The sequence below is a fragment of the Coprobacillus sp. AF33-1AC genome (assembly GCF_003475785.1).
Taxonomy (GTDB): Bacteria; Bacillota_I; Bacilli_A; order Erysipelotrichales; family Coprobacillaceae; genus Faecalibacillus.
In genome coordinates this window covers 12,539-32,801 of the sequence record NZ_QRQB01000009.1, presented here as the reverse complement: position 1 = coordinate 32,801, position 20,263 = coordinate 12,539, and the positions used below count along the sequence as shown (strand labels likewise).

General features: G+C 30.8%; 21 protein-coding genes. 19 read left to right on the top strand and 2 right to left on the bottom strand.

The features are described from left to right. Positions 1 to 9: 9 nt before the first annotated feature. The 9 genes from cysS (at position 10) to pfkB (ending at position 5,965) form a co-directional block, all read left to right on the top strand. Positions 10 to 1,347: a cysteine--tRNA ligase gene (gene cysS, locus DWZ53_RS04835; protein WP_118432540.1), complete on the top strand. Its 1,338-nt coding sequence runs from the start codon at positions 10 to 12 to the stop codon at positions 1,345 to 1,347. Then, the gene (locus tag DWZ53_RS04830) at positions 1,347 to 1,766 is read left to right on the top strand and encodes a ribonuclease III domain-containing protein (RefSeq protein WP_118432538.1); all 420 of its coding nucleotides are present in this window, start codon (positions 1,347 to 1,349) and stop codon (positions 1,764 to 1,766) included. The genes cysS and DWZ53_RS04830 overlap by 1 nt, the downstream gene beginning before the upstream one ends. Next, complete coding sequence (gene rlmB, locus DWZ53_RS04825; RefSeq protein WP_118432536.1) at positions 1,763 to 2,485, top strand: 23S rRNA (guanosine(2251)-2'-O)-methyltransferase RlmB; 723 nt, start codon at positions 1,763 to 1,765, stop codon at positions 2,483 to 2,485. The genes DWZ53_RS04830 and rlmB overlap by 4 nt, the downstream gene beginning before the upstream one ends. A 19-nt stretch (positions 2,486 to 2,504) precedes the next feature. Further along, positions 2,505 to 3,095 carry a hypothetical protein gene (locus tag DWZ53_RS04820; protein ID WP_118432534.1) on the top strand — a complete coding sequence of 197 codons (591 nt, stop codon included), beginning with the start codon at positions 2,505 to 2,507 and terminating at the stop codon, positions 3,093 to 3,095. Between the two features lie 92 nt (positions 3,096 to 3,187). Continuing rightward, complete coding sequence (rpmG, locus tag DWZ53_RS04815) at positions 3,188 to 3,337, top strand: 50S ribosomal protein L33 (RefSeq protein WP_118432532.1); 150 nt, start codon at positions 3,188 to 3,190, stop codon at positions 3,335 to 3,337. Between the two features lie 9 nt (positions 3,338 to 3,346). After that, positions 3,347 to 3,586: a preprotein translocase subunit SecE gene (gene secE, locus DWZ53_RS04810; RefSeq protein ID WP_233541842.1), complete on the top strand. Its 240-nt coding sequence runs from the start codon at positions 3,347 to 3,349 to the stop codon at positions 3,584 to 3,586. Position 3,587: 1 nt separating this feature from the next. Continuing rightward, complete coding sequence (gene nusG / locus DWZ53_RS04805) at positions 3,588 to 4,145, top strand: transcription termination/antitermination protein NusG (RefSeq protein WP_118432530.1); 558 nt, start codon at positions 3,588 to 3,590, stop codon at positions 4,143 to 4,145. A 44-nt stretch (positions 4,146 to 4,189) separates the two neighbouring features. Further along, positions 4,190 to 4,981 (top strand): Cof-type HAD-IIB family hydrolase, encoded by a 792-nt coding sequence (locus DWZ53_RS04800; protein WP_118432528.1) that lies wholly within the window; start codon positions 4,190 to 4,192, stop codon positions 4,979 to 4,981. Positions 4,982 to 5,044: 63 nt separating this feature from the next. Next, on the top strand, positions 5,045 to 5,965 hold the full coding sequence (pfkB, locus tag DWZ53_RS04795; protein ID WP_118432526.1) for a 1-phosphofructokinase: 921 nt from the start codon (positions 5,045 to 5,047) through the stop codon (positions 5,963 to 5,965). Here pfkB and DWZ53_RS04790 read toward each other — a convergent pair. Further along, positions 5,962 to 6,474 (bottom strand): methylated-DNA--[protein]-cysteine S-methyltransferase, encoded by a 513-nt coding sequence (locus tag DWZ53_RS04790; RefSeq protein ID WP_118432524.1) that lies wholly within the window; start codon positions 6,472 to 6,474, stop codon positions 5,962 to 5,964. The two genes, pfkB and DWZ53_RS04790, sit on opposite strands and share 4 nt — an antisense overlap. 64 nt (positions 6,475 to 6,538) lie before the next feature. Here DWZ53_RS04790 and DWZ53_RS04785 point away from each other — a divergent pair, with 64 nt between their 5' ends. From DWZ53_RS04785 to DWZ53_RS04750, 8 genes are all read left to right on the top strand, one after another. Further along, on the top strand, positions 6,539 to 6,967 hold the full coding sequence (locus DWZ53_RS04785; protein ID WP_118432522.1) for a hypothetical protein: 429 nt from the start codon (positions 6,539 to 6,541) through the stop codon (positions 6,965 to 6,967). Positions 6,968 to 7,032: 65 nt separating this feature from the next. Further along, positions 7,033 to 8,265, top strand: a complete 1,233-nt coding sequence (locus tag DWZ53_RS04780; protein WP_118432520.1) for an alkyl sulfatase dimerization domain-containing protein — start codon at positions 7,033 to 7,035, stop codon at positions 8,263 to 8,265. Between the two features lie 4 nt (positions 8,266 to 8,269). Then, positions 8,270 to 9,205, top strand: coding sequence for a DUF5131 family protein (locus DWZ53_RS04775; protein ID WP_118432518.1), 936 nt, complete (start codon positions 8,270 to 8,272; stop codon positions 9,203 to 9,205). A gap of 195 nt (positions 9,206 to 9,400) precedes the next feature. Further along, positions 9,401 to 10,354, top strand: a complete 954-nt coding sequence (locus DWZ53_RS04770) for a calcium/sodium antiporter (RefSeq protein WP_233541841.1) — start codon at positions 9,401 to 9,403, stop codon at positions 10,352 to 10,354. Between the two features lie 55 nt (positions 10,355 to 10,409). Continuing rightward, complete coding sequence (locus DWZ53_RS04765; protein WP_118432516.1) at positions 10,410 to 11,114, top strand: glycerophosphodiester phosphodiesterase; 705 nt, start codon at positions 10,410 to 10,412, stop codon at positions 11,112 to 11,114. Positions 11,115 to 11,311: 197 nt separating this feature from the next. Further along, positions 11,312 to 13,957 (top strand): bifunctional acetaldehyde-CoA/alcohol dehydrogenase, encoded by a 2,646-nt coding sequence (adhE, locus tag DWZ53_RS04760; RefSeq protein WP_118432514.1) that lies wholly within the window; start codon positions 11,312 to 11,314, stop codon positions 13,955 to 13,957. Between the two features lie 89 nt (positions 13,958 to 14,046). Continuing rightward, positions 14,047 to 15,294, top strand: coding sequence for an HdeD family acid-resistance protein (locus DWZ53_RS04755; protein ID WP_118432512.1), 1,248 nt, complete (start codon positions 14,047 to 14,049; stop codon positions 15,292 to 15,294). A 460-nt stretch (positions 15,295 to 15,754) separates the two neighbouring features. After that, positions 15,755 to 17,359 carry a CTP synthase gene (locus DWZ53_RS04750; RefSeq protein ID WP_118432510.1) on the top strand — a complete coding sequence of 535 codons (1,605 nt, stop codon included), beginning with the start codon at positions 15,755 to 15,757 and terminating at the stop codon, positions 17,357 to 17,359. A gap of 60 nt (positions 17,360 to 17,419) precedes the next feature. Here the strand turns inward: DWZ53_RS04750 and DWZ53_RS04745 are convergent, their stop codons facing one another. Then, on the bottom strand, positions 17,420 to 19,090 hold the full coding sequence (locus DWZ53_RS04745; RefSeq protein ID WP_118432508.1) for a glutamine--tRNA ligase/YqeY domain fusion protein: 1,671 nt from the start codon (positions 19,088 to 19,090) through the stop codon (positions 17,420 to 17,422). Between the two features lie 118 nt (positions 19,091 to 19,208). Between DWZ53_RS04745 and ispF the strand changes: the two genes are divergently transcribed. Together ispF and DWZ53_RS11300 are read left to right on the top strand one after the other, a co-directional pair. Then, positions 19,209 to 19,691, top strand: a complete 483-nt coding sequence (ispF, locus tag DWZ53_RS04740) for a 2-C-methyl-D-erythritol 2,4-cyclodiphosphate synthase (protein WP_118432506.1) — start codon at positions 19,209 to 19,211, stop codon at positions 19,689 to 19,691. A gap of 2 nt (positions 19,692 to 19,693) precedes the next feature. After that, on the top strand, positions 19,694 to 20,263 hold a 570-nt coding region (locus tag DWZ53_RS11300), incomplete at its 3' end, for a glutamate--tRNA ligase (RefSeq protein WP_233541840.1).

Sequence of the window (20,263 nt, the reverse complement as noted above, 5' to 3'; positions counted from 1 at the left end):
GGAGGAGCTATGAAATTATTTAATACACTAACAAACAAAAAAGAAGAATTTAAACCAATTAAAGAAGGGAAGGTCAGTATTTATGTATGTGGACCTACTGTTTATAATTATGTCCACATTGGTAATACAAGACCTATGATTGTATTTGATTTATTAAGAAGAACGTTTGAATACATGGGTTATAAAGTTACTTTTGTTTCTAACTTTACTGATGTTGATGATAAAATCATCAAAGCAGCTAAACAAGAAGGAATTACAGAAAAAGAATTAACAGATAAATATATTAAAGCTTATGAAGATATTCGTAGAGGATTAAATTTAGAGTTTCCAACTTATGCACCAAGAGTAACAGAAACAATGAGTCAAATTATTGATTTTATTAAATGCTTAATAGATTTAGATTATGCATATGTTGTTGATGGAGATGTTTATTTTAGAGTTTCTAAGGATAAAGATTATGGGGAATTATCAGGTATTAGAATTGAAGATTTAGTTGCTGGTGCGAGTGAAAGAGTTGAAGACAAAGGGGTAAAAGAAGAATCAACAGATTTTGCTTTATGGAAGAAAACAGACGAAGGTATTCAATTTGATAGCCCTTGGTCAAAAGGAAGACCAGGATGGCATACGGAATGTGTTGTGATGATTAATGATATTTTTGAAAATGGGAAAATTGATATTCATGGTGGCGGACAAGATTTAAAATTCCCTCATCATGAAAATGAAATTGCCCAATCACGTGCATGTAATGGACATCCTATTGCGCATACTTGGATGCATAATCAAATGATTAATATTAATAATGAAAAAATGTCTAAATCATTAGGAAATGTCATTTGGGCTAAAGATTTATTGGCGCAACTTGGATGTAATGTTTATAAATGGTTTATGCTTTCTTCTCATTATCGTAATCCATTAAATATGACTGATGAAATTGTTAATAATGTAAAAAAAGAAGTAGCTAAAGTTGAAAATGTTATTAAATCTGCATCATTGTATTTACAAGTTGAAGGTGTTAATGATGATATTTATGATAAAGAAAAAGTAGATCATATGGTAGAAGCGTTACAAGATGATTTAAATACTTCATTAGCGCTTACAGCTATCTTAAGTCAAGTTAAAGTTTTAAATCAATTAATGAGAACTAAAGATAAAGATAGTCAACTTATTTCTAAAGAATATCAGACTTTATTAAAAATGACATCCGTTATGGGATTTGTATTTGAACCAAAAAAATTAGATGAAGCTGATTTGAATTTATATAAAGAATGGTTAAATGCAAAAGCAGTGAAAGATTTTGAAAAAGCAGATGCCTATCGAGGACAATTAATTGAAAAGGGGATTATTTAATGAATCCAGACTTTGTTAATCCAATGGTTCTTGCTTATTTAGGAGATAGTATTATTGAATTAATGACTAGAGAATATTTGATTAGAGAGAGTGGTTTAGCTAAGCCTCATGAACTCTATCAAGCTGCTAGAAACTATGTGAGTAGTCAAGGACATGCAGGATTTATCTTTTATTGTTTAGAAAATAATTTACTAAGTGAACAAGAAATCAAAATTTATAAACGAGGGCGTAACGCTAAAAATAATAAAAATGAGACGAATGAACATCGTCATTCTACAGGTTTAGAAGCATTGTTTGGACATCTTTATTTAAATGATCAAAAAGATAGAATGAATGAGTTATTTGATTTGATGAAAGATTACGTTCATCATGAGATAAACATGAAACAAATTCGAGATGAAAGCGAGGAGAAAATATGAAACAATATATATATGGAAAAAATACAGTGATGGAAGCATTAAAGGGTTCTAATGTATATACTGTTTATATGCAAAATAACAATAAAGATAAAAAGGTAATAGATTTTTGTCGTAAAAGAAAGATTCCTCTTGAATTTGTAGATAAGACTTATTTTGATAAACATATAGGTAAAGTTGTTCACCAAGGGATTATGGCTAGTGTAGAAAGCTATCGTTACTATACGATTGATGAAATTTTAGATGCTATTCCAGAAGGAAAGATGCCATTATTATTGATGCTTGATGGACTAGAAGATCCTCATAATTTAGGAGCTATATTAAGAACATGTGATGCTGTTGGTGTTGATGGAGTCATTATTGGAAAAAATAGAAGTGTGAGTTTAAATGGAACAGTAGCTAAGGTATCAACAGGTGCCATCGATCATGTTAAGGTAGCTCAAGTAACAAATTTAACAAGAACATTAGAAGATTTAAAAACAAAATCATTCTGGGTTGTTGGTTGTGATTTGCATAATAGTCAAGATTATCGACAAATTGATTATAATATGCCAACTGTCATTGTTATTGGTTCTGAAGGAGCAGGTATATCTCGCTTAGTGAAAAAAAGTTGTGATATGAATGTTATTCTACCAATGGTAGGACATGTAACTTCGCTTAATGCTTCAGTAGCCACAGCGGTTATTTTGTATCAAGTATATAATTCACGTAATCCTTTATAATCTTAAAGGAGGAATTATATTGGGTGAGTATAACGAGGAAGAAATGTTGTACTTAAGCCGTCTAGGAAGTCAAAGTGCAAATGACTTATTCCATGATGAGTATTATAAGAAGATTAAATATTTAATTCAATTTACTTATTATTATTCATCTAATCAGTCCGAATGGATTCAAGAAGTAATGATGTCTTTAGATAAGGCGTGTTTAAATTTTAGAGATGATCGCCAAACATTAATGAAAACTTATTTTCAAATGATTATTAAAGATTCGGTAAAATCTTTATATTACTATGATAGAAAAGAGCGTTGTGTTTTATCGAGAACGTTATCTTTAAATCAAAGTTATCATGATAGTGATTGTTGCTTTGGAGAAGTTGTGGGTGATCAAAGTGATTACTATCAGCCAGCAAGACAACTTTTATTAAAAGACCAAATGACACAATATAATCGAACTATTGATCCAAGGTTGTCGCAGTTAGAAAAAGAAGTTTACCAATATCTCATGGTTGGTTATAATCATCAAGATATTTCTCTTTTATTAGACATTAATGTAAGAGCTTCTTATAATGCATGTTATCGTTTAAGAAGAAAAATAAAGAGAATACAAAGATAAAGAGTTTATCTTTGTATTTTTCATTTTGAATTAGAATTGACTATCTCATTCTTTTGTGCTAGATTATAGTGGTATAGAAATGAGTTGATATAATGAAACAAAAAGTGATTTTGGTTTGTAGTGAATGTTTATCACGCAACTACACTGTATCAAAAAATAAACGTGTAAATGTAGAAAGATTAGAATTAAATAAGTATTGTAAAAGATGTGGAAAGCACACATTACATAAAGAAACGAAATAGGAGGATATCATGTTTAAAAAAACAGATTCTAAAGAAATGGAAATCCATGAGACATCTGATTTTAAATTAAAAGATTGGTGTCAATTAAAAGGAATTAGAGCTGAAATTAAAAATGTGAGTTGGTTAAGCAAGAAAGAACTTGCGAAAAACTCAGCAGTCGTTTTATTATTTACGTTTGTAATGGGGTTATTCTTCTTTGGTGGAGATGCCGTTATTGCATTTATTTTAAAAGCATTGGGGATGAATTAAGATGGCAGGAATGAATGATGAAGGAAGACAATGGTATGTAGTTAATACATATTCAGGTCATGAAAATAAAGTAAAAGAAAACTTAGAAAAACGTGTTGAATCAATGGGATTACAAGATTGTTTATTTAATATTGTTATTCCTGAACATGTTGAAACAATTATTAAAGATGGTAAAAAAATTAATAAAACAACAAATATGTTTCCAGGTTATGTCTTAGTTGAAATGATTATGACAGATGAAGCATGGTATGTTGTACGTAATACATCTGGGGTTACTGGATTTATTGGTTCATCTGGTGGTGGAGCAAAACCATTCCCACTTCAAAAACATGAATTAGATCCTATTTTAAAGAAAATGGGAATTAATACTCAATCTGTTGAAATTGATTATGGTGTTGGCGATGAAGTTAATGTTATTTCAGGATCATTTGCTGGTAAAAGCGGACGTGTTGAATCAATTGATATGGAAAAAGAAACAGCTAAAATACTTATTGATTTCTTAGGTAATTTAACACCTATGGAAATTGATTTAGTTCAATTAGAAAAAGCAGAATTATAATAAGACAAATGTTTTACATTTGTCTTTTATCTTTAGGAGGATATATGAGTAAATTATTGTTCTTTGATATAGATGGGACACTCATTGATTGTAATCAAGGGATTTATGGGATATCAAAAGTCAATCAACAGTCTTTAGATACTTTAAAACAAAATGGGCATGATGTTTTCTTGGCAACAGGACGTTGTAAATGTTTTATTACTGATGAAGTAATGAGTTATCCTTTTAGTGGCTATGTTACTTGTAATGGAGGATATGTAGAATATCAAAATAAGCCAGTATATAAAGCCGTTGTACCTAGTGAAGCGATTAAAGAAACGATGAAGTTATGTGATGAATATGATATGAATTTTTATTTTGAAGCTAATGATTATATTTATATTCGTGATCGTGAAAATATTCATCATCAAGAGTTTGCCCAAAGATGGGGTATGAAAGATGAAACTTTAGTTGATGAGTTTAATCCGGATGAAGTTGAAACCTATATTGGAATGATTGTAGTCAATAGTAAAGATGATATTCCTGTCATGGTTGAAAGATTATCACCTTACTTTGATGTGCAAAGACATCAAAATGATTTTTCATTTGATTTAACATTAAAAGGGGTTTCTAAAGCAGTAGGTATTCAAGAACTTGTAAAAAGAATTAATCGTGATATGCAAGATACAATTGCTTTTGGTGATGGACGTAATGATATTGAAATGTTAGAAACTGTTAATTGTGGTGTGGCTATGGGTAATGCTGTTGAAGAAGCTAAAGCAGTTGCTGATGAAATTTGTGGACGTATTGAACAAAATGGTATTACATCTTGGTTAAAAGAAAAAGAATTAATCTAGTTATATTCTAGATTAATTCTTTTTGTTATAATGATAATAAAGTAAATGATATAGGAGGGTATTATGATTTATACAATTACCTTTAATCCATCATTGGATTATATTATGAGAGTTAAAGAATTTGAAGAAGGGGAAACAAATCGTTCTTATCAAGAAGAAATGTATCCTGGAGGAAAGGGATTTAATGTATCTACAATTTTAAGTCGTTTATCTTTGCCCACAACAGCTTTAGGATTTATTGCAGGATTTACAGGTAAAGAGATAGAAAGTCAATTAAAGCAAAGAGGTTTTCAATGTGATTTATGTCAGTTAGATCAAGGTATATCAAGAATTAATGTTAAAATGAAATCACAAAAAGAAACAGAAATTAATGGTAGTGGTCCTGCAATACCACAAGATAAATTAGCAGAATTATATCAAAAATTAGCTCAATTAAAACCAGGCGATAGCCTTGTTTTAGCAGGAAGTATTCCTTCATCTTTACCAAATACTATTTACGAAGATATTATGAAAAAATTTGAAGGACAAGATATTCGTATTGTAGTAGATGCGACGAATGATTTATTAAAAAAGGTATTACCTTACCATCCATTTTTAATCAAACCTAATCATCGTGAATTAGAAGAATTATTTGATACGCAAATTGATAGTGAAGAATCATTAGTTTATTATGCTAAACAATTACAACAACAAGGTGCTATGAATGTTTTAGTTTCCTTAGGAAAAGATGGCGCTTTATTAGTGAGTGAAGATCAACATGTTTATTACTGTGCTGGGGCTAAAGGAAAACTCCTTAATAGTGTAGGTAGTGGTGATAGTATGGTAGCTGGTTTCTTGGCTGGATATTTAAAACATCATGATTATAGTGAAGCTTTAAAATTAGGAAGTGCTTGTGGAGGCGCAACAGCTTTTAGTGAAGATTTAGCACAAGCTGATTTAATTAACGAAGTTTACCAACAATTACAAGTAAAAAAACATAGCTAAGCTATGTTTTCAAGATGAACTCCTTCTAATTGAAGGAGTTTTATTTTTTTGTCAATGCCACCAGCATATCCAGTTAGGCTGCCGTTAGAACCAATAACACGATGACAAGGAATAATAATAGAAATAGGATTATGACCTACGGCTTGACCAACAGGTTGACCACCTAACTTTTTTCCTGTTTTTTGATTAATCATATCAGCAATCATTCCATATGTTAAGGTGGTACCATAAGGAATATGACAAAGAATGTGCCAAACTTCTTTTTGAAAGGGTGTTCCTATAGGGTCTAGAGGAAGTTCTTTTATAGAAGGTTTTTCTTGATTGAAATAACGATCTAACCAATTTATAGTTTGGTTTAAAATGGAATTGGGCATATCTTTGATTTCGCTATTATTTATTTTTGCTTGTTCATATTTTTGATTTTTAAACCACGCCCCTTTTAAGGATGCTTCATCACTGATCAGGATCATTGTTCCTAAAGGAGATGGATATAAAGTACGATATAACATGATTTCACCTTCTTGTATATATTCATTATAGATGGCTAAGAATATGAATGTAAAGGAGAATACAATGGACGATACAATAAAATTACTTAGGGAATGTGATGCTGGCTTAAAGATGGCTCAAGACTCTATAGATGAAGTTTTAGATGTAATTGAAGATGAAAAATTAAAGCATGAATTAATTGATGCAAAAAATGAACATTTTCAATTAAAAAGAAGAGTACAAAATTTACTCAATCAAAATCATGATGATGGTAAAGAACCACCTATGATGGCAAAAGGAATGTCTTGGTTAAAAATGAATATGAAAATAGCAATGCATGAATCAGATCAAACGATTGCGGAATTGATCAGTGATGGATGTCATATGGGAATTAAGTCTTTATATCGCTATTTAAACCAATATCAACAAGCAAGTCATGAAGTCAAAGAAATAACGAAACAAATTATTCATCTTGAAGAAAAAATGATGAAACAACTTAATCAATATTTATAGTTACTAAAAAGTGCCTACTTTTTTGTTTTTATAAATTCTTTTATAATGAATATGAGGTAAAAATAATGGAACAAGAAATGAAATTATTTTGTGAAAAATCATATCAAAAAGAATGTATAAAAATTAATGAAAGAATTTATTACTTTAAATCTTATGGACACAGTAATGCCACGGCTATTATAGGGGATACATCGGTTATCTTAATTGATACTTTAGATACGAATGAATATGCCCAAGATCTATTAAATGATTTAAAGAAAATAACAGATAAACCTGTAAAAACATTAATTTATACTCATGGTCATCCTGATCATCGAGGTGGAGCAGGTACTTTTAAAAATACAGTAACTGAGATTATTGCATTTACGCCAATAAAACAACCACTCAAGTATTATGATCGATTAAATGATATTTTAAATAAAAGAGGAAGTTATCAACATGGTTACAATCTTAATGATGAGGAGGCTATCTTTCAAGGAATAGGTATTCGTGAAGGAAAAACTACGGGTCATGGCTGTTATGAATTTATGCAACCAACAACAATATATCAAGAAAATAAAGTAGAAAGAGTTATTGATGGTGTTGCCTTAGCGATGTATCGTGCCCCAGGTGAAACAGATGATCAAATATGTATTTGGCTAAAAGATGATCAGGTCATTTGTACGGGAGATAATTATTATGGTGTTTTTCCAGCTTTATATGCAATTAGAGGAACTCAATATCGTAATCTAGCAACATGGATTGAATCTTTAGAATTAATTCTTTCTTTTCCATCAAAAGCACTTTTGCCTGGACATACCGATCCTATTATCGGTCATGATTTGATTGAAAAAAGAGTGGGCGATGAAAAAGAAGCAATTGAATATATTTTATTTCACACATTACAATGTATGAATCAGGGATTAACTTTACAAGAAACAGTAGCAGAAGTGAAGTTGCCTGATAAACTTTCTCATTCACCCTACTTACAAGAATATTATGGAATGGTAGAATGGGCTGTAAAGAGTGTTTATGTTGGTTATGTAGGGTGGTTTGATGGCAATCCTGTTCACTTATTACCAGTTAAGCAATCGGATTATGATCATGAACTTTTGACTTTGATTGGTAAAGAAAAACTAAATCAGCGGATTAAAGAATTAATGACTTTAAAAAACTATCAAATGGCTTTACAGTTATTAGAGTTGGTTGATGAACCGGAATTAAAAAAAGAATGTTTACTTCAACGTGCTCGACAAGTTAAAAGTGTTAATGCAAGACATTATCTTATTTCTTGTGCAAAAGAAATAAATAAGGATTAAGCTCATGCATGATATTTATAACCCTTGGCATGGGTGTAAAAAGATCAGTGAGGGTTGCCAAAATTGTTATATGTATTATTTAGATCAAAAGCGTAACCAAGATGGTCATTATATTTATAAAACACAAAATTTTAATTATTTAATAGCTAGAGATAAAAATGGTGATTATAAAATTAAAAGTGGTGAGGTAATAAGAGTTTGTATGACATCTGATTTCTTTTTAGAGGAAGCAGATCAATGGCGAAAAGAAGTATGGCAGATGATAAGTCAAAGAAGAGATGTTATCTTTTATATTTTAACTAAGCGTCCTGAACGCATAAAAGAGTGCTTGCCGGATGATTGGGATGAAGGATATGATCATGTCATTTTAAATGTAACATGTGAAAATCAAAGACAAGCTGATATCAGAATTCCAATTTTACTTGATATTCCTGCTAAACATAAAGGAATCATGTGTGCACCGTTAATAGGGGCTATTGATGTAACAAAATATTTAAAGCAAGGACAAATTGAACAAATTTTCGTAGGTGGTGAAAACTATGGTGGTTGTCGTCCTTGTCATCATGAATGGGTAGAATCTTTGTTTTATCAAGCAAAAAAACAAGATATTAAGTTTTGTTTTATTGAAACAGGAACTTATTATATTAAAGATAATAAAAGATATCATATTCCATCTAAAAAACAACAAGCTTCTTTGGCTTTTAAGTCTAAGATGCAACATATTGGTAAACCAACAGTCTATCATTTAATTCAAGAAAATACTTTATTTGAACAAGAAACTTATCAACCCCATTACCGTCAACATTGTTTAAATTGTGGATCAAGACTGATTTGTGATGGATGCAGTGATTGTGGACGTTGTCAAGAATCAATTATTTTAAAAGAACAAATGGATCAAGTCGATCACTTCTCTTTTCTTTATTCTATTAAATGGAAATAATGATTGCATTTTCTAGATGAAGTTGTTAGAATGAGGTTGTATTAAAGGGGAGTAGTCGCGCATCAAGCGTATTTACATTCGTCATCTCGTTACATTGTAACCGGGTGTAAATCATCACAGAGTGATAGACAAGACCTTTATTTCATTTTTTTATAATGAAATAAAGTCTTGTCTTTTTTAGTAAGGAGGAAAGTTATGATTGGTGGAATGTTAGTACAAGTCGTGTTATTAATTGTTGGTTTTATATTGTTGATGAAAGGGGCAGATGTATTTGTAGAAGGAGCCAGTAAAGTTGCTTTGAAATTTCATATTCCCCAAATAGTTATTGGTCTTACGATTGTGGCATTTGGAACAAGTGCTCCTGAAGCTGCTATTTCTATTACATCAGCCATTAAAGGAAGTAGTGATTTAGCTGTAGGTAATGTAATTGGTAGTAACATTATGAATGTTTTATTGATTTTAGGTATTACAGGATGTATTACTTCGCTTAGGGTTAAAAAGAATACATATAAGTATGAAATACCTTTTGTAATTGTAATTACAGGATTATTGATTGTATTAGGAATGAATGGTAATAGTATTGATTTTGCTGATGGACTTATTTTATGGGCATGCTTTCTATTATTCTTATTCTATTTATATCGTTTAACAAAAAAAGGTGAAGAGACATCTTTAGATGAAGTAGAAGAATTAACGGAGAAAGATACAGCATTACGTTTGATTTTAATGCTTATTTTAGGAATGGCAGCGATTGTTATTGGAAGTCAAGTTACAATTGATGCAGCAACCAATATAGCAAAAGCATTAGGTATTTCACAAAGAATTATTGGTCTTACAATTGTCGCCTTTGGAACATCTTTACCAGAATTGATTACTTCAGTTACTGCCGGATTAAAGGGAAAAGATGATTTAAGTGTGGGTAATATTGTAGGAAGTAATATTTTTAATATTTTATTTGTATTAGGAACAACGGCTTTAGTTTCACCTACTCCAATTACTTTTAAAAGTTCTTTTATCATTGATGGTTTAGTTGCGATTGCAGCGATGGTTTTATTCTTTGTTTTTATCAATAAAAACTATCGTTTAAGAAAGATAGGAGCGATTGTGATGTTGGTAGGATATATGGCTTATTTCATTAGTATTTTATAGTTTTAAAACACTTTTCTTCGTAGTAAAATAAAGAACGAAGGAAGGTGTTTTTTTAATGTTACTTTTAGCTCATCGAGGATATAGTGATCAATATCCAGAAAATACAATGAAGGCTTTTTTAGAAGCAATAAAAAAGGGATTTAATGGCATTGAAACCGATGTTCATAAAACTAAAGATGGTCAACTTGTTTTATGCCATGATGAAAAAATCAATCGTACCAGTAATGGTCAAGGATATATTAAAGACTATACTTATGAAGAATTATGTCAATTTAGATTTAATTATAAATTTAAAGATTTTGATGAAAAAATTCCTTTATTAGAAGAACTCTTAGATTTAGCTAAGGGGAAAGATGTGATTTTAAATATTGAATTGAAAACCGATAAAATTCATTATCAAGGTATAGAGGAAGAAGTCTATCAAATGGTTAAAGATAAAGGAATGTTAAAACAAGTGATGTTTTCAAGCTTTTATTTACCCTCTTTGCTTAAATTAAAAGAAATAGATGAATCATTATATTTAGGTTATTTGTTTGAAGATGATTATCAAAAGAATAAGCAACTCTGTTTTCAATATCATCTAAACGGTCATCCTCGTGAAGATTTCTTAAATGAAGATGAAATTGCTGAATTTAAAATGCACAATTTAGATCTTAATACATGGACAGTGAAGAACCGTTTTCGTTTTGAATATTTCCTAGAACATCTGCTTCACGCTGCGATTGCTAATCGCTTTTTTCAAAGTGTTGATATTTTGTAAAAATAAAGTAAAAAAAAGGACTAAATTAAAAATTTCACAAACATGAATAATGGCGCAAGGGTTAGCGCTTTCATCACCGAATTTTAAGACGGTCTTAACGAAAAAAACTTACAAATATGCTTGTTTTTTTTAATGGTTTAAGGTAATATAAATCCGGAAACAAATTAAATATTTCACAAATATATGGAGGAAACAAAATGGCAGAAAAAAAACCTGTACAACAAGCTGCGCCAACTGAAGCAGAAACAGATGCTCATGTTGACGATCTTGTAAATAAAGCCTTGGTTGCTTTATCTAAATTTGAAGAATTCACTCAAGAACAAGTTGACTACATCGTAGCAAAATGTTCAGTAGCTGGATTAGATCACCATGGTATTTTAGCTGAAGCTGCAGTTAAAGAAACTGGACGTGGTGTATTTGAAGACAAAGCTGTTAAAAACTTATTCGCTTGTGAATATGTAACTAACAACTTACGTCATTTAAAAACTGTTGGTATCATCAATGAAGATCCTTTAACAGGAATTACTGAAATTGCTGAACCAGTAGGTGTTGTTTGTGGTATCGTTCCAACAACTAACCCAACTTCAACAGTTATTTTCAAATCTTTAATCGCATTAAAGACTAGAAACCCAATTATCTTCTCATTCCATCCAAGTGCACATGAATGTTCTAAACAAGCTGCTATCGTAATTAGAGATGCTGCTGTTGCTGCTGGTGCACCTGAAAACTGTATCCAATGGTTAGATATTAAATCAATGTATGCAACAAGTGCATTAATGAAACATCCAGGTGTTGCTACTATCTTAGCTACTGGTGGTAACGCAATGGTTAACGCTGCATACTCATGTGGAAAACCTGCATTAGGTGTAGGTGCTGGTAACGTTCCAGCTTATGTTGAAAAAACTTGTGTTTTAAACAGAGCTGTTAACGATATCGTATTATCAAAATCATTCGATAATGGTATGATCTGTGCTTCAGAACAAGCTGCTATCGTTGATCATGAAATCTATAATGACTTCATGAAAGAAATCAAAAGATTCCATGTTTATTTTGTAAATAAAGAAGAAAAAGCTAAACTTGAAAAATTCATGTTTGGTGCAGAAGCATACAGTGATCAAGTAAACACTGCTAAATTAAATCCAAACGTTGTTGGTAAACCTGCAACTTGGATTGCAGAACAAGCTGGAATCAATGTTCCTGCTGAAACACAAATCATTTGTGCTGAATGTAAAGAAGTTGGACCTAATGAACCATTAACTAGAGAAAAATTATCTCCAGTATTAGCTATCTTAAAAGCTTCATCAACTGATGATGGTATTGAAAAAGCTGCTCAAATGGTAGAATTCAACGGTTTAGGTCACTCTGCTGCAATTCATACTCAAGATCATGAATTAACTAAAAGATTTGGACATAGATGTAAAGCTATCCGTATTATCGAAAATGCACCATCAACATTCGGTGGAATCGGTTCAGTTTATAACGCATTCTTACCTTCATTAACTTTAGGTTGCGGTTCTTACGGACACAACTCAGTATCAAACAACGTAAGTGCTGTAAACTTAATCAATATTAAGAGAATAGGGAGACGTAATAACAATATGCAATGGGTTAAACTTCCTCCAAAAATCTACTTTGAAAGAAATTCAATTAGATATTTAAGAGATATGAAAAAAATGGAAAAAGCCATGATTATTACAGACAGAGGTATGTATAGTCTTGGTTATGTTGAAAAGATTGAAGACGTTATCAGAAGAAGACGTAACAAAGTTGATATCGAATTATTCTTCGATGTTGAACCAGATCCATCTTTCGACACAGTTCAAGCTGGTTTAGCTTTAATGAACAAATTCCAACCAGATACAATCATCGCTTTAGGTGGTGGATCTTCAATGGATGCTGCTAAAGTAATGTGGTTATTATACGAACATCCAGAAGTATGTTTCGATGATATTAAACAAAAATTCATGGATATTAGAAAACGTGCATTCAAATTCCCTGAATTAGGTAAAAAAGCAAAAATGATCTGTATTCCAACTACTTCAGGAACAGGTTCAGAAGTTACTCCATTCGCAGTAATTACTGATACTTCATGCAATAAAAAATATCCATTAACTGACTACGCTTTAACTCCAACAGTTGCAATCGTAGACCCAGAATTCGTTATGTCATTACCTGCTTCAGTTGCTGCTGATACTGGTATCGACGTATTAACTCATGCTGTTGAAGCTTATGTTTCATTATTAGCTTCTGATTATACTGATGGATGGGCTAAACAAGCTGTTAAATTAGTATTTGATTACTTAGAAGAATCAGTTACTAAAGGAACTCCATTAGCTAGAGAAAAAATGCACAATGCTGCATGTATCGCAGGTATGGCATTCGCTAACGCATTCTTAGGAATGAACCACTCATTAGCTCATAAGATCGGTGGAGAATGGCATGTACCTCATGGTAGAACAAACGGTATCTTATTACCACACGTAATTAGATATAACGGAACTATCCCAACTAAATTAGCTATCTGGCCAAAAATCGATAACTATAAAGCAGATGTTAAATTCATGGAATTAGCTCAATTAATCGGATTAAATCCAAAAACTCCTGCTGAAGGTGTTGAAATGTTCGCTGATGCTTGTGAAGAATTATGTCATAAAGTTCATTTAGCTTCTAACATTCAATCACAAGGTATTGATAAAGCTGCTTGGGAAGAATCAATTCACAGAATTGCTATGAATGCATATGAAGATCAATGTACTCCTGCAAACCCAAGAATGCCAATGGTTAAAGATATGGAAGATATCTTACGCAAAATCTATGATTATAAAAACAAATTTGATAAATAATCATTGTTTATAATGAAAAGTCGGCAATGCCGACTTTTTCTTTTCTCTTTTAAAAGGAAATGGCATAATATAGGAAAGGAGGCATCATCATGGAAAGACGTTTATATAAAGGACTGATTGACGTGTTATTAGGACTGGCATTGATATCATTAGGATTATTAGCGATGATTAAACAAACTCTTTTTTTAAAATGGCTATTTATTTTTCTGGGGATTGTTTTAATTGAAAATGGGATTCATTTAATAAATAAAATGTTTGATAAAGGATTAAACAAGATTGAAATAATGCAATGTATTTTATTTATCCTAATTGGGATGATCTTTATTTTTATTCAAGCATTACCAATGATGATCGTTTCAATTGCTTTTTCATTCTATTTTATTATTTTGGGAATTATATATTTTATTTCTTATTTAAATTATCGTCGTAATCGTGTTAAAAGAAGGTTATTTATTTGTTTGTTGGCAATATTTTTTATTTATGGTGGGATAGTGTTAATTGATAAGCAGTATTTTGATGCCCAATTAGCGATGTTTTTAATTGGAGGATATGCATTTCTTTTAGGCGTTAATTATTTGTTAGATGGGATTTTTACAGTTATTCCGACATCAAAAAAAGACAGTTTAAAAAGACGTATTCGGATCCCTTTACCTATATTTCTTGCTGCTATTGTACCAATGCAAATGTTAAAGTTAGTCAATGATCATTTAATTGTTGATCAAGTTAAGAAATATGAAGATTCAAAAAAAATCAATATGGAAATCTTCATACATGTGACGCCTGATGGTTTTGGTACAATGGGTCATGTTGATTTATGCTTTGAAGGAACAGTTTATTCTTATGGTAATTATGATTTTCTTTCACAAAGATTATTTGAAGCGATAGGGGATGGTGTTTTATTTACAGTTAATAAAAAAGAGGATTATTTAAAGTTTTGTATGGAAGAAAGTCATAAGACAATATTCGGTTATGGACTTTGTTTAACTGAAAAGCAATTACAAAATGTTAAAAGTAAAATAAATGATTTAATGAATAATACTTATCAATGGTATCCTTTATCCTACAAAGATCCAAATAAAAAAGAAGATTACGCCAGTAGGTTGTATTTGAAAACAGGAGCGCAGTTTTACAAATTCAAATCGGGCAAGTTTAAAACTTATTTTGTGATGGGAACAAATTGTGTGTTGCTTGCTGATGAGATTATTGGTAAAACCGGGAGTGATGTGATTGATATGAATGGAATTATTGCACCTGGAACTTACCAAGATTATTTGGAAAAGGAATATCAAAAAGAAAGTGGTCTTGTTGTTAATAAAAAAATTTATAAGTTAACATAAGTTCATATATAATTCATATAAATTGAGTATTATAAACATGTCAGATAAAGACAATATAATATTGAGTATAGATACCCCTCTCCCAAAAAATTAGTCTATACTCGAAAAAAATGAAAGCTAAAAAAGCTTTCTTTTTTTTACAAATAAGGGTTGCATAGACATGCTAATTATGATAATATACTAGAGGTTCATAAAGAGTTCACAAATGTACTTTATTATGAACAATGTCGTTTAAGACAAGATAATATAATAATAAAAGCATAGATCACCCCCTCTTCCCCAAGAAATGATCTATGCATGAAAGAGAGTATTCCCCGTACTCTCTTTTGTTTTAAAAAAATTCTCAAAATAATATATTCTTATTGCAATTATAAAATAAAATTGATAGAATAAGAAAGGGCAAATAGATGTCTTCCGTAGGAAGGCGTTTTTTATTTTATAGATATAAAGGAGAGAGAACATGGCAAAGTATATTTTTGTTACTGGTGGTGTTGTTTCGGGCCTTGGTAAAGGATTAACAGCAGCATCTTTAGGTCGTATTTTAAAACAACGTGGATTAAAAGTATTTATGCAAAAGTTAGATCCTTATATTAATGTTGATCCGGGAACAATGTCTCCTTATCAACATGGTGAAGTTTTTGTTACCAGTGATGGTGCAGAAACTGATTTGGATTTAGGACACTATGAACGTTTTATTGATGAACAATTAAACAGAAATTCTTCCATTACTACAGGAAGAATTTACAGTAATGTTATTTCTAAAGAAAGACATGGTGATTATTTAGGAGCTACTGTACAGGTTGTACCTCATATCACTAATGAAATTAAAGCTAAAATTTATGCAGCAGCTTCAAGTAGTAATGCTGATATTATTATTACTGAAATTGGCGGAACAACTGGGGATATTGAAAGTTTACCTTTTATTGAAGCTATTAGACAAGTACGCTTAGATTTAGGATATGAAAATACATTATATATTCATACAACATTACTTCCTTATATTGGAGCAAGTCATGAAGTTAAAACAAAACCTACACAACATAGTGTTAAAGAATTAAGAGGTTTAGGTATCCAACCGGATTTTATTGTTTGTCGTAGTCAAAAACATATTGGTAAAGATTTAAAAGATAAAATTTCATTATTCTGTAATGTACCAACACAACATGTTATTTCTAACTATGATGTAGAAAACTTATATGAATTACCTACAATGTTATTAGAACAACATATGGATGATTTAGTTTTAAAACATTTACAAATTGAAGCACCACAAGCTGATATGAAAGAATGGAATGAACTTATTCATCGTGTTAAGAACTTAAATCAAGAAATTACAATTGCTTTAGTTGGTAAATATGTCCAATTACCAGATGCTTATTTATCAGTAAATGAAGCTTTAAGACATGCAGGATATTATGAAAATAGTGTCGTTAATATTGATTTTATTAATTCAGAAGAATTAAATAAAGATAATGTAGCAGAAAGATTAAAAGATGCTGATGGTATTATTGTTCCTGGTGGATTTGGAACACGTGGTATCCCAGGTATGATTGACGCTATAGAATATGCAAGAGTGAATAAAGTACCATTATTAGGAATTTGTTTAGGAATGCAGCTTATTTCTTTAGAATATGCAAGAAATGTATGTGGTATTAAAGATGCAGATTCATTAGAATTTAATGAAATTGCTGAAAATCCAGTTATTAATTTAATGTCTGATCAATCATTAGAAGATATGGGTGGTACACAAAGATTAGGTGATTATGATTGTAAGTTAATTGCAGGTACAAAAGCTTATCAATTATATGGTAAAGAAATGATTAAAGAAAGACATCGTCATCGTTATGAATTTAATAACGAATATCGTGATGTTTTAGAAAATCATGGTTTAAAAGTAGCTGGTGTTAATCCAGAAAGAAACCTAGTTGAAATCGTTGAAATTGAAGATCATCCTTTCTATGTTGGATGTCAATTCCATCCTGAATTCACATCAAGACCAAATCGTAGTCAACCATTATTCCAAGGATTAATTAGTGCAGCACATAAACGTAAATATCAAGGATAGATAGATTTCTATCCTTTTTTTTGTATAAAAAAAGGAATCAAAATTGATTCCTTGTTACCCTTATTTTTTAGGTAATTTAAATGAACTTTTTAATGATACGATACGATTGAATACAAGATGATCTTCAGTTGTATCTTTTGTATCAATACAGAAGTAACCGTTTCTTACAAATTGGAATGAATCACCAGGTTTGTATTTTTCAATAGCTGGTTCAACATAACAGTCTTCAATAACAGTTAATGAATTAGGATTTAAATTAAGAGATCCATCTTCATTATAAACACCTTTTTCCTCGTCAACTAAGTTTTCATATAAACGAGCTGTGACTTTCTTGCAATGATGAACAGGAACCCAATGAATTGTTCCTTTTACTTTTCTACCTGTAAATCCAGTACCATTTTTAGTTTCTGGATCATAAGTACAATGAACAACAGTGACTTTACCATTTTCATCTTTTTCATAACTTACACATTTAACAAAATAAGCATTCATTAAACGTACTTCATTACCTGGGAATAATCTAAAGTATTTCTTTGGTGGTTCTTCCATGAAATCTTCTCTTTCAATCCAAAGTTCTCTTTCAAAAGGAACTTTTTCATATCCTAAGTCAGGGTTTTCCATGTTAACCATTGCATCTAAATATTCAACTTCTCCTTCAGGATAATTATCAATCACTAATTTAATAGGATCTAAAACAGCCATCACACGAGGTGCTTTAGGTTTTAAGTCATTACGAATACAATATTCTAACATAGCATAATCATTTGAAGAATTACTTTTAGTTACACCAATTAATTCCATAAAATCTTTGATTGATTCTGGTGTAAATCCTCTTCTTCTAAGAGCGGCAATAGTGACTAATCTTGGATCATCCCAACCATCAACAATACCTTCATCAACTAAACGCTTAATATAACGTTTACCAGTAATGACATTTGTTAAATATAATTTAGCAAACTCAATTTGTTTAGGTGGATGTTCATAACCCACTTCTTGAACAACCCAATCATATAAAGGACGATGATCTTCAAATTCAAGTGTACAAATAGAATGGGTAATGCCTTCAATTGCATCTTCGATAGGATGAGCAAAATCATACATTGGATAAATACACCATTTATCACCAGTATTATGATGTGTCATTCTCGCAACACGATAAATAATTGGATCACGCATATTAATATTTGAAGAAGCCATATCGATTTTAGCTCTTAATACTTTAGAACCATCTTCAAATTCACCGTTTTTCATTCTTTCAAATAAATCTAAGTTTTCTTCAACTGAACGATTACGATATGGTGAATCTTTACCAGGCTCAGTTAATGTTCCACGATATTCCTTAATTTGTTCAGGACTTAAATCACAAACATAAGCTTTTCCTTTTTTAATCAAAAGGACTGCTGCTTCATACATTTGATCAAAATAATTAGAAGCAAATTTGATATCACCATCATATTGAGCTCCTAACCATTCTACGTCTGATACAATACTTTCTACAAATTCCGTTTTTTCTTTCATTGGGTTTGTATCATCAAAACGTAAATTAAAAGTACCATTATATTTTTTGGCTAGACCATAATTTAATAAGATTGATTTAGCATGCCCTATATGTAAATAACCATTAGGTTCAGGTGGAAAACGAGTGGCAATTTTTGTATATTTCCCTTGGGCTAAATCTTCATCTATAATTTTTTCAATAAAATTTTTACTTACTACATTTTCTTTATCCATAGGTTATACCTCTTTCAATTATATATGAATTAGTTTACCATATTTTCTATTATTATAAAACAACCAACTCTTCAATAATTTAATTATTTATGCTAGAATGTTTGCGGAAGGTGATAACATGTTTAGAATAGGTCAATCTATAGATATTCATCAATTAGTAGAGGGTCGAGATTTAATTATTGGCGGTGTTAAAATTGACCATGATAAAGGTTTATTAGGTCATAGTGATGCTGATGTATTATTGCATGCGATTATTGAAAGTATTATCGGTGCATTAGGTTTAGGAGATATTGGAAAACATTTTCCTGACACTGATCCTCAATATAAAGGAATATCATCTATGGTTTTATTAGAGCATTGTTATCAGTTAATGGATCAAGAGGGATATGAAATTAATAATCTTGATAGCATTATTATGTGTGAACAACCTAAAATGGCACCACATATTAAACAAATGAGAGAAAATGTTGCAAGTCAGTTACATTGCGATATATCACAAATTAACATTAAAGCAACGCGTGGAGAAAAGTTAGGATTTGTTGGTAGACAAGAAGGAATGGTTGCCCAGGCAGTTGTTTTATTAAAGAAAAAAGGAGTATAGAAATGGCAAAAGTAAGAACAAGATTTGCACCTAGTCCAACAGGATATATGCATATCGGTAACTTAAGAACAGCGTTATATGAATATTTAATCGCTAAACATGATGATGGAGATTTTATTTTAAGAATTGAAGATACGGATCAAGAAAGAGAAGTTGAAGGTGCTGTTGATATGATCTATAAAGTGATGGATCAAACAGGATTAGGTTATGATGAAGGACCTAATAAGCCAGGAGACGTAGGACCTTATGTTCAATCAGAAAGATTAGCGATTTATAAAGAATATGCTGATAAATTAGTTGAACTTGGTGGGGCTCATTATTGTTTTTGTGATGAAGAAACAATTAATGCAGCTAAAGAAGAATCTCATAATGAAGAACAAGGATACATTGACCCTTGTAAAAATATTTCTTTAGAAGAAGCTAAAAAAAGAATTGCTAGTGGTGAAAAATATGTTGTCAGACAAACAATTCCAAGCACTGGTGTAACTTCTTTTGAAGATGAAGTATATGGACATATTGAAGTAGAAAATGCCGGACTTGCTGAAGGTGTTTTATTAAAAAGTGATGGTTAT

What these genes read in the sequence shown, in the direction of transcription:
- DWZ53_RS04765 (WP_118432516.1), top strand. Translation starts at nt 10,410, where the DNA reads ATGTTACTTTTAGCTCATCGAGGATATAGTGATCAATATCCAGAAAAT.
- nusG (WP_118432530.1), top strand. Translation starts at nt 3,588, where the DNA reads ATGGCAGGAATGAATGATGAAGGAAGACAATGGTATGTAGTTAATACA.
- rpmG (WP_118432532.1), top strand. Translation starts at nt 3,188, where the DNA reads ATGAAACAAAAAGTGATTTTGGTTTGTAGTGAATGTTTATCACGCAAC.
- adhE (WP_118432514.1), top strand. Translation starts at nt 11,312, where the DNA reads ATGGCAGAAAAAAAACCTGTACAACAAGCTGCGCCAACTGAAGCAGAA.
- DWZ53_RS04785 (WP_118432522.1), top strand. Translation starts at nt 6,539, where the DNA reads ATGGACGATACAATAAAATTACTTAGGGAATGTGATGCTGGCTTAAAG.
- cysS (WP_118432540.1), top strand. Translation starts at nt 10, where the DNA reads ATGAAATTATTTAATACACTAACAAACAAAAAAGAAGAATTTAAACCA.
- DWZ53_RS04830 (WP_118432538.1), top strand. Translation starts at nt 1,347, where the DNA reads ATGAATCCAGACTTTGTTAATCCAATGGTTCTTGCTTATTTAGGAGAT.
- DWZ53_RS04770 (WP_233541841.1), top strand. Translation starts at nt 9,401, where the DNA reads ATGATTGGTGGAATGTTAGTACAAGTCGTGTTATTAATTGTTGGTTTT.
- DWZ53_RS04755 (WP_118432512.1), top strand. Translation starts at nt 14,047, where the DNA reads ATGGAAAGACGTTTATATAAAGGACTGATTGACGTGTTATTAGGACTG.
- DWZ53_RS04780 (WP_118432520.1), top strand. Translation starts at nt 7,033, where the DNA reads ATGGAACAAGAAATGAAATTATTTTGTGAAAAATCATATCAAAAAGAA.
- ispF (WP_118432506.1), top strand. Translation starts at nt 19,209, where the DNA reads ATGTTTAGAATAGGTCAATCTATAGATATTCATCAATTAGTAGAGGGT.
- DWZ53_RS04775 (WP_118432518.1), top strand. Translation starts at nt 8,270, where the DNA reads ATGCATGATATTTATAACCCTTGGCATGGGTGTAAAAAGATCAGTGAG.
- rlmB (WP_118432536.1), top strand. Translation starts at nt 1,763, where the DNA reads ATGAAACAATATATATATGGAAAAAATACAGTGATGGAAGCATTAAAG.
- DWZ53_RS04745 (WP_118432508.1), bottom strand. Translation starts at nt 19,090, where the DNA reads ATGGATAAAGAAAATGTAGTAAGTAAAAATTTTATTGAAAAAATTATA.
- DWZ53_RS04800 (WP_118432528.1), top strand. Translation starts at nt 4,190, where the DNA reads ATGAGTAAATTATTGTTCTTTGATATAGATGGGACACTCATTGATTGT.
- DWZ53_RS04750 (WP_118432510.1), top strand. Translation starts at nt 15,755, where the DNA reads ATGGCAAAGTATATTTTTGTTACTGGTGGTGTTGTTTCGGGCCTTGGT.
- pfkB (WP_118432526.1), top strand. Translation starts at nt 5,045, where the DNA reads ATGATTTATACAATTACCTTTAATCCATCATTGGATTATATTATGAGA.
- secE (WP_233541842.1), top strand. Translation starts at nt 3,347, where the DNA reads ATGTTTAAAAAAACAGATTCTAAAGAAATGGAAATCCATGAGACATCT.
- DWZ53_RS04790 (WP_118432524.1), bottom strand. Translation starts at nt 6,474, where the DNA reads ATGTTATATCGTACTTTATATCCATCTCCTTTAGGAACAATGATCCTG.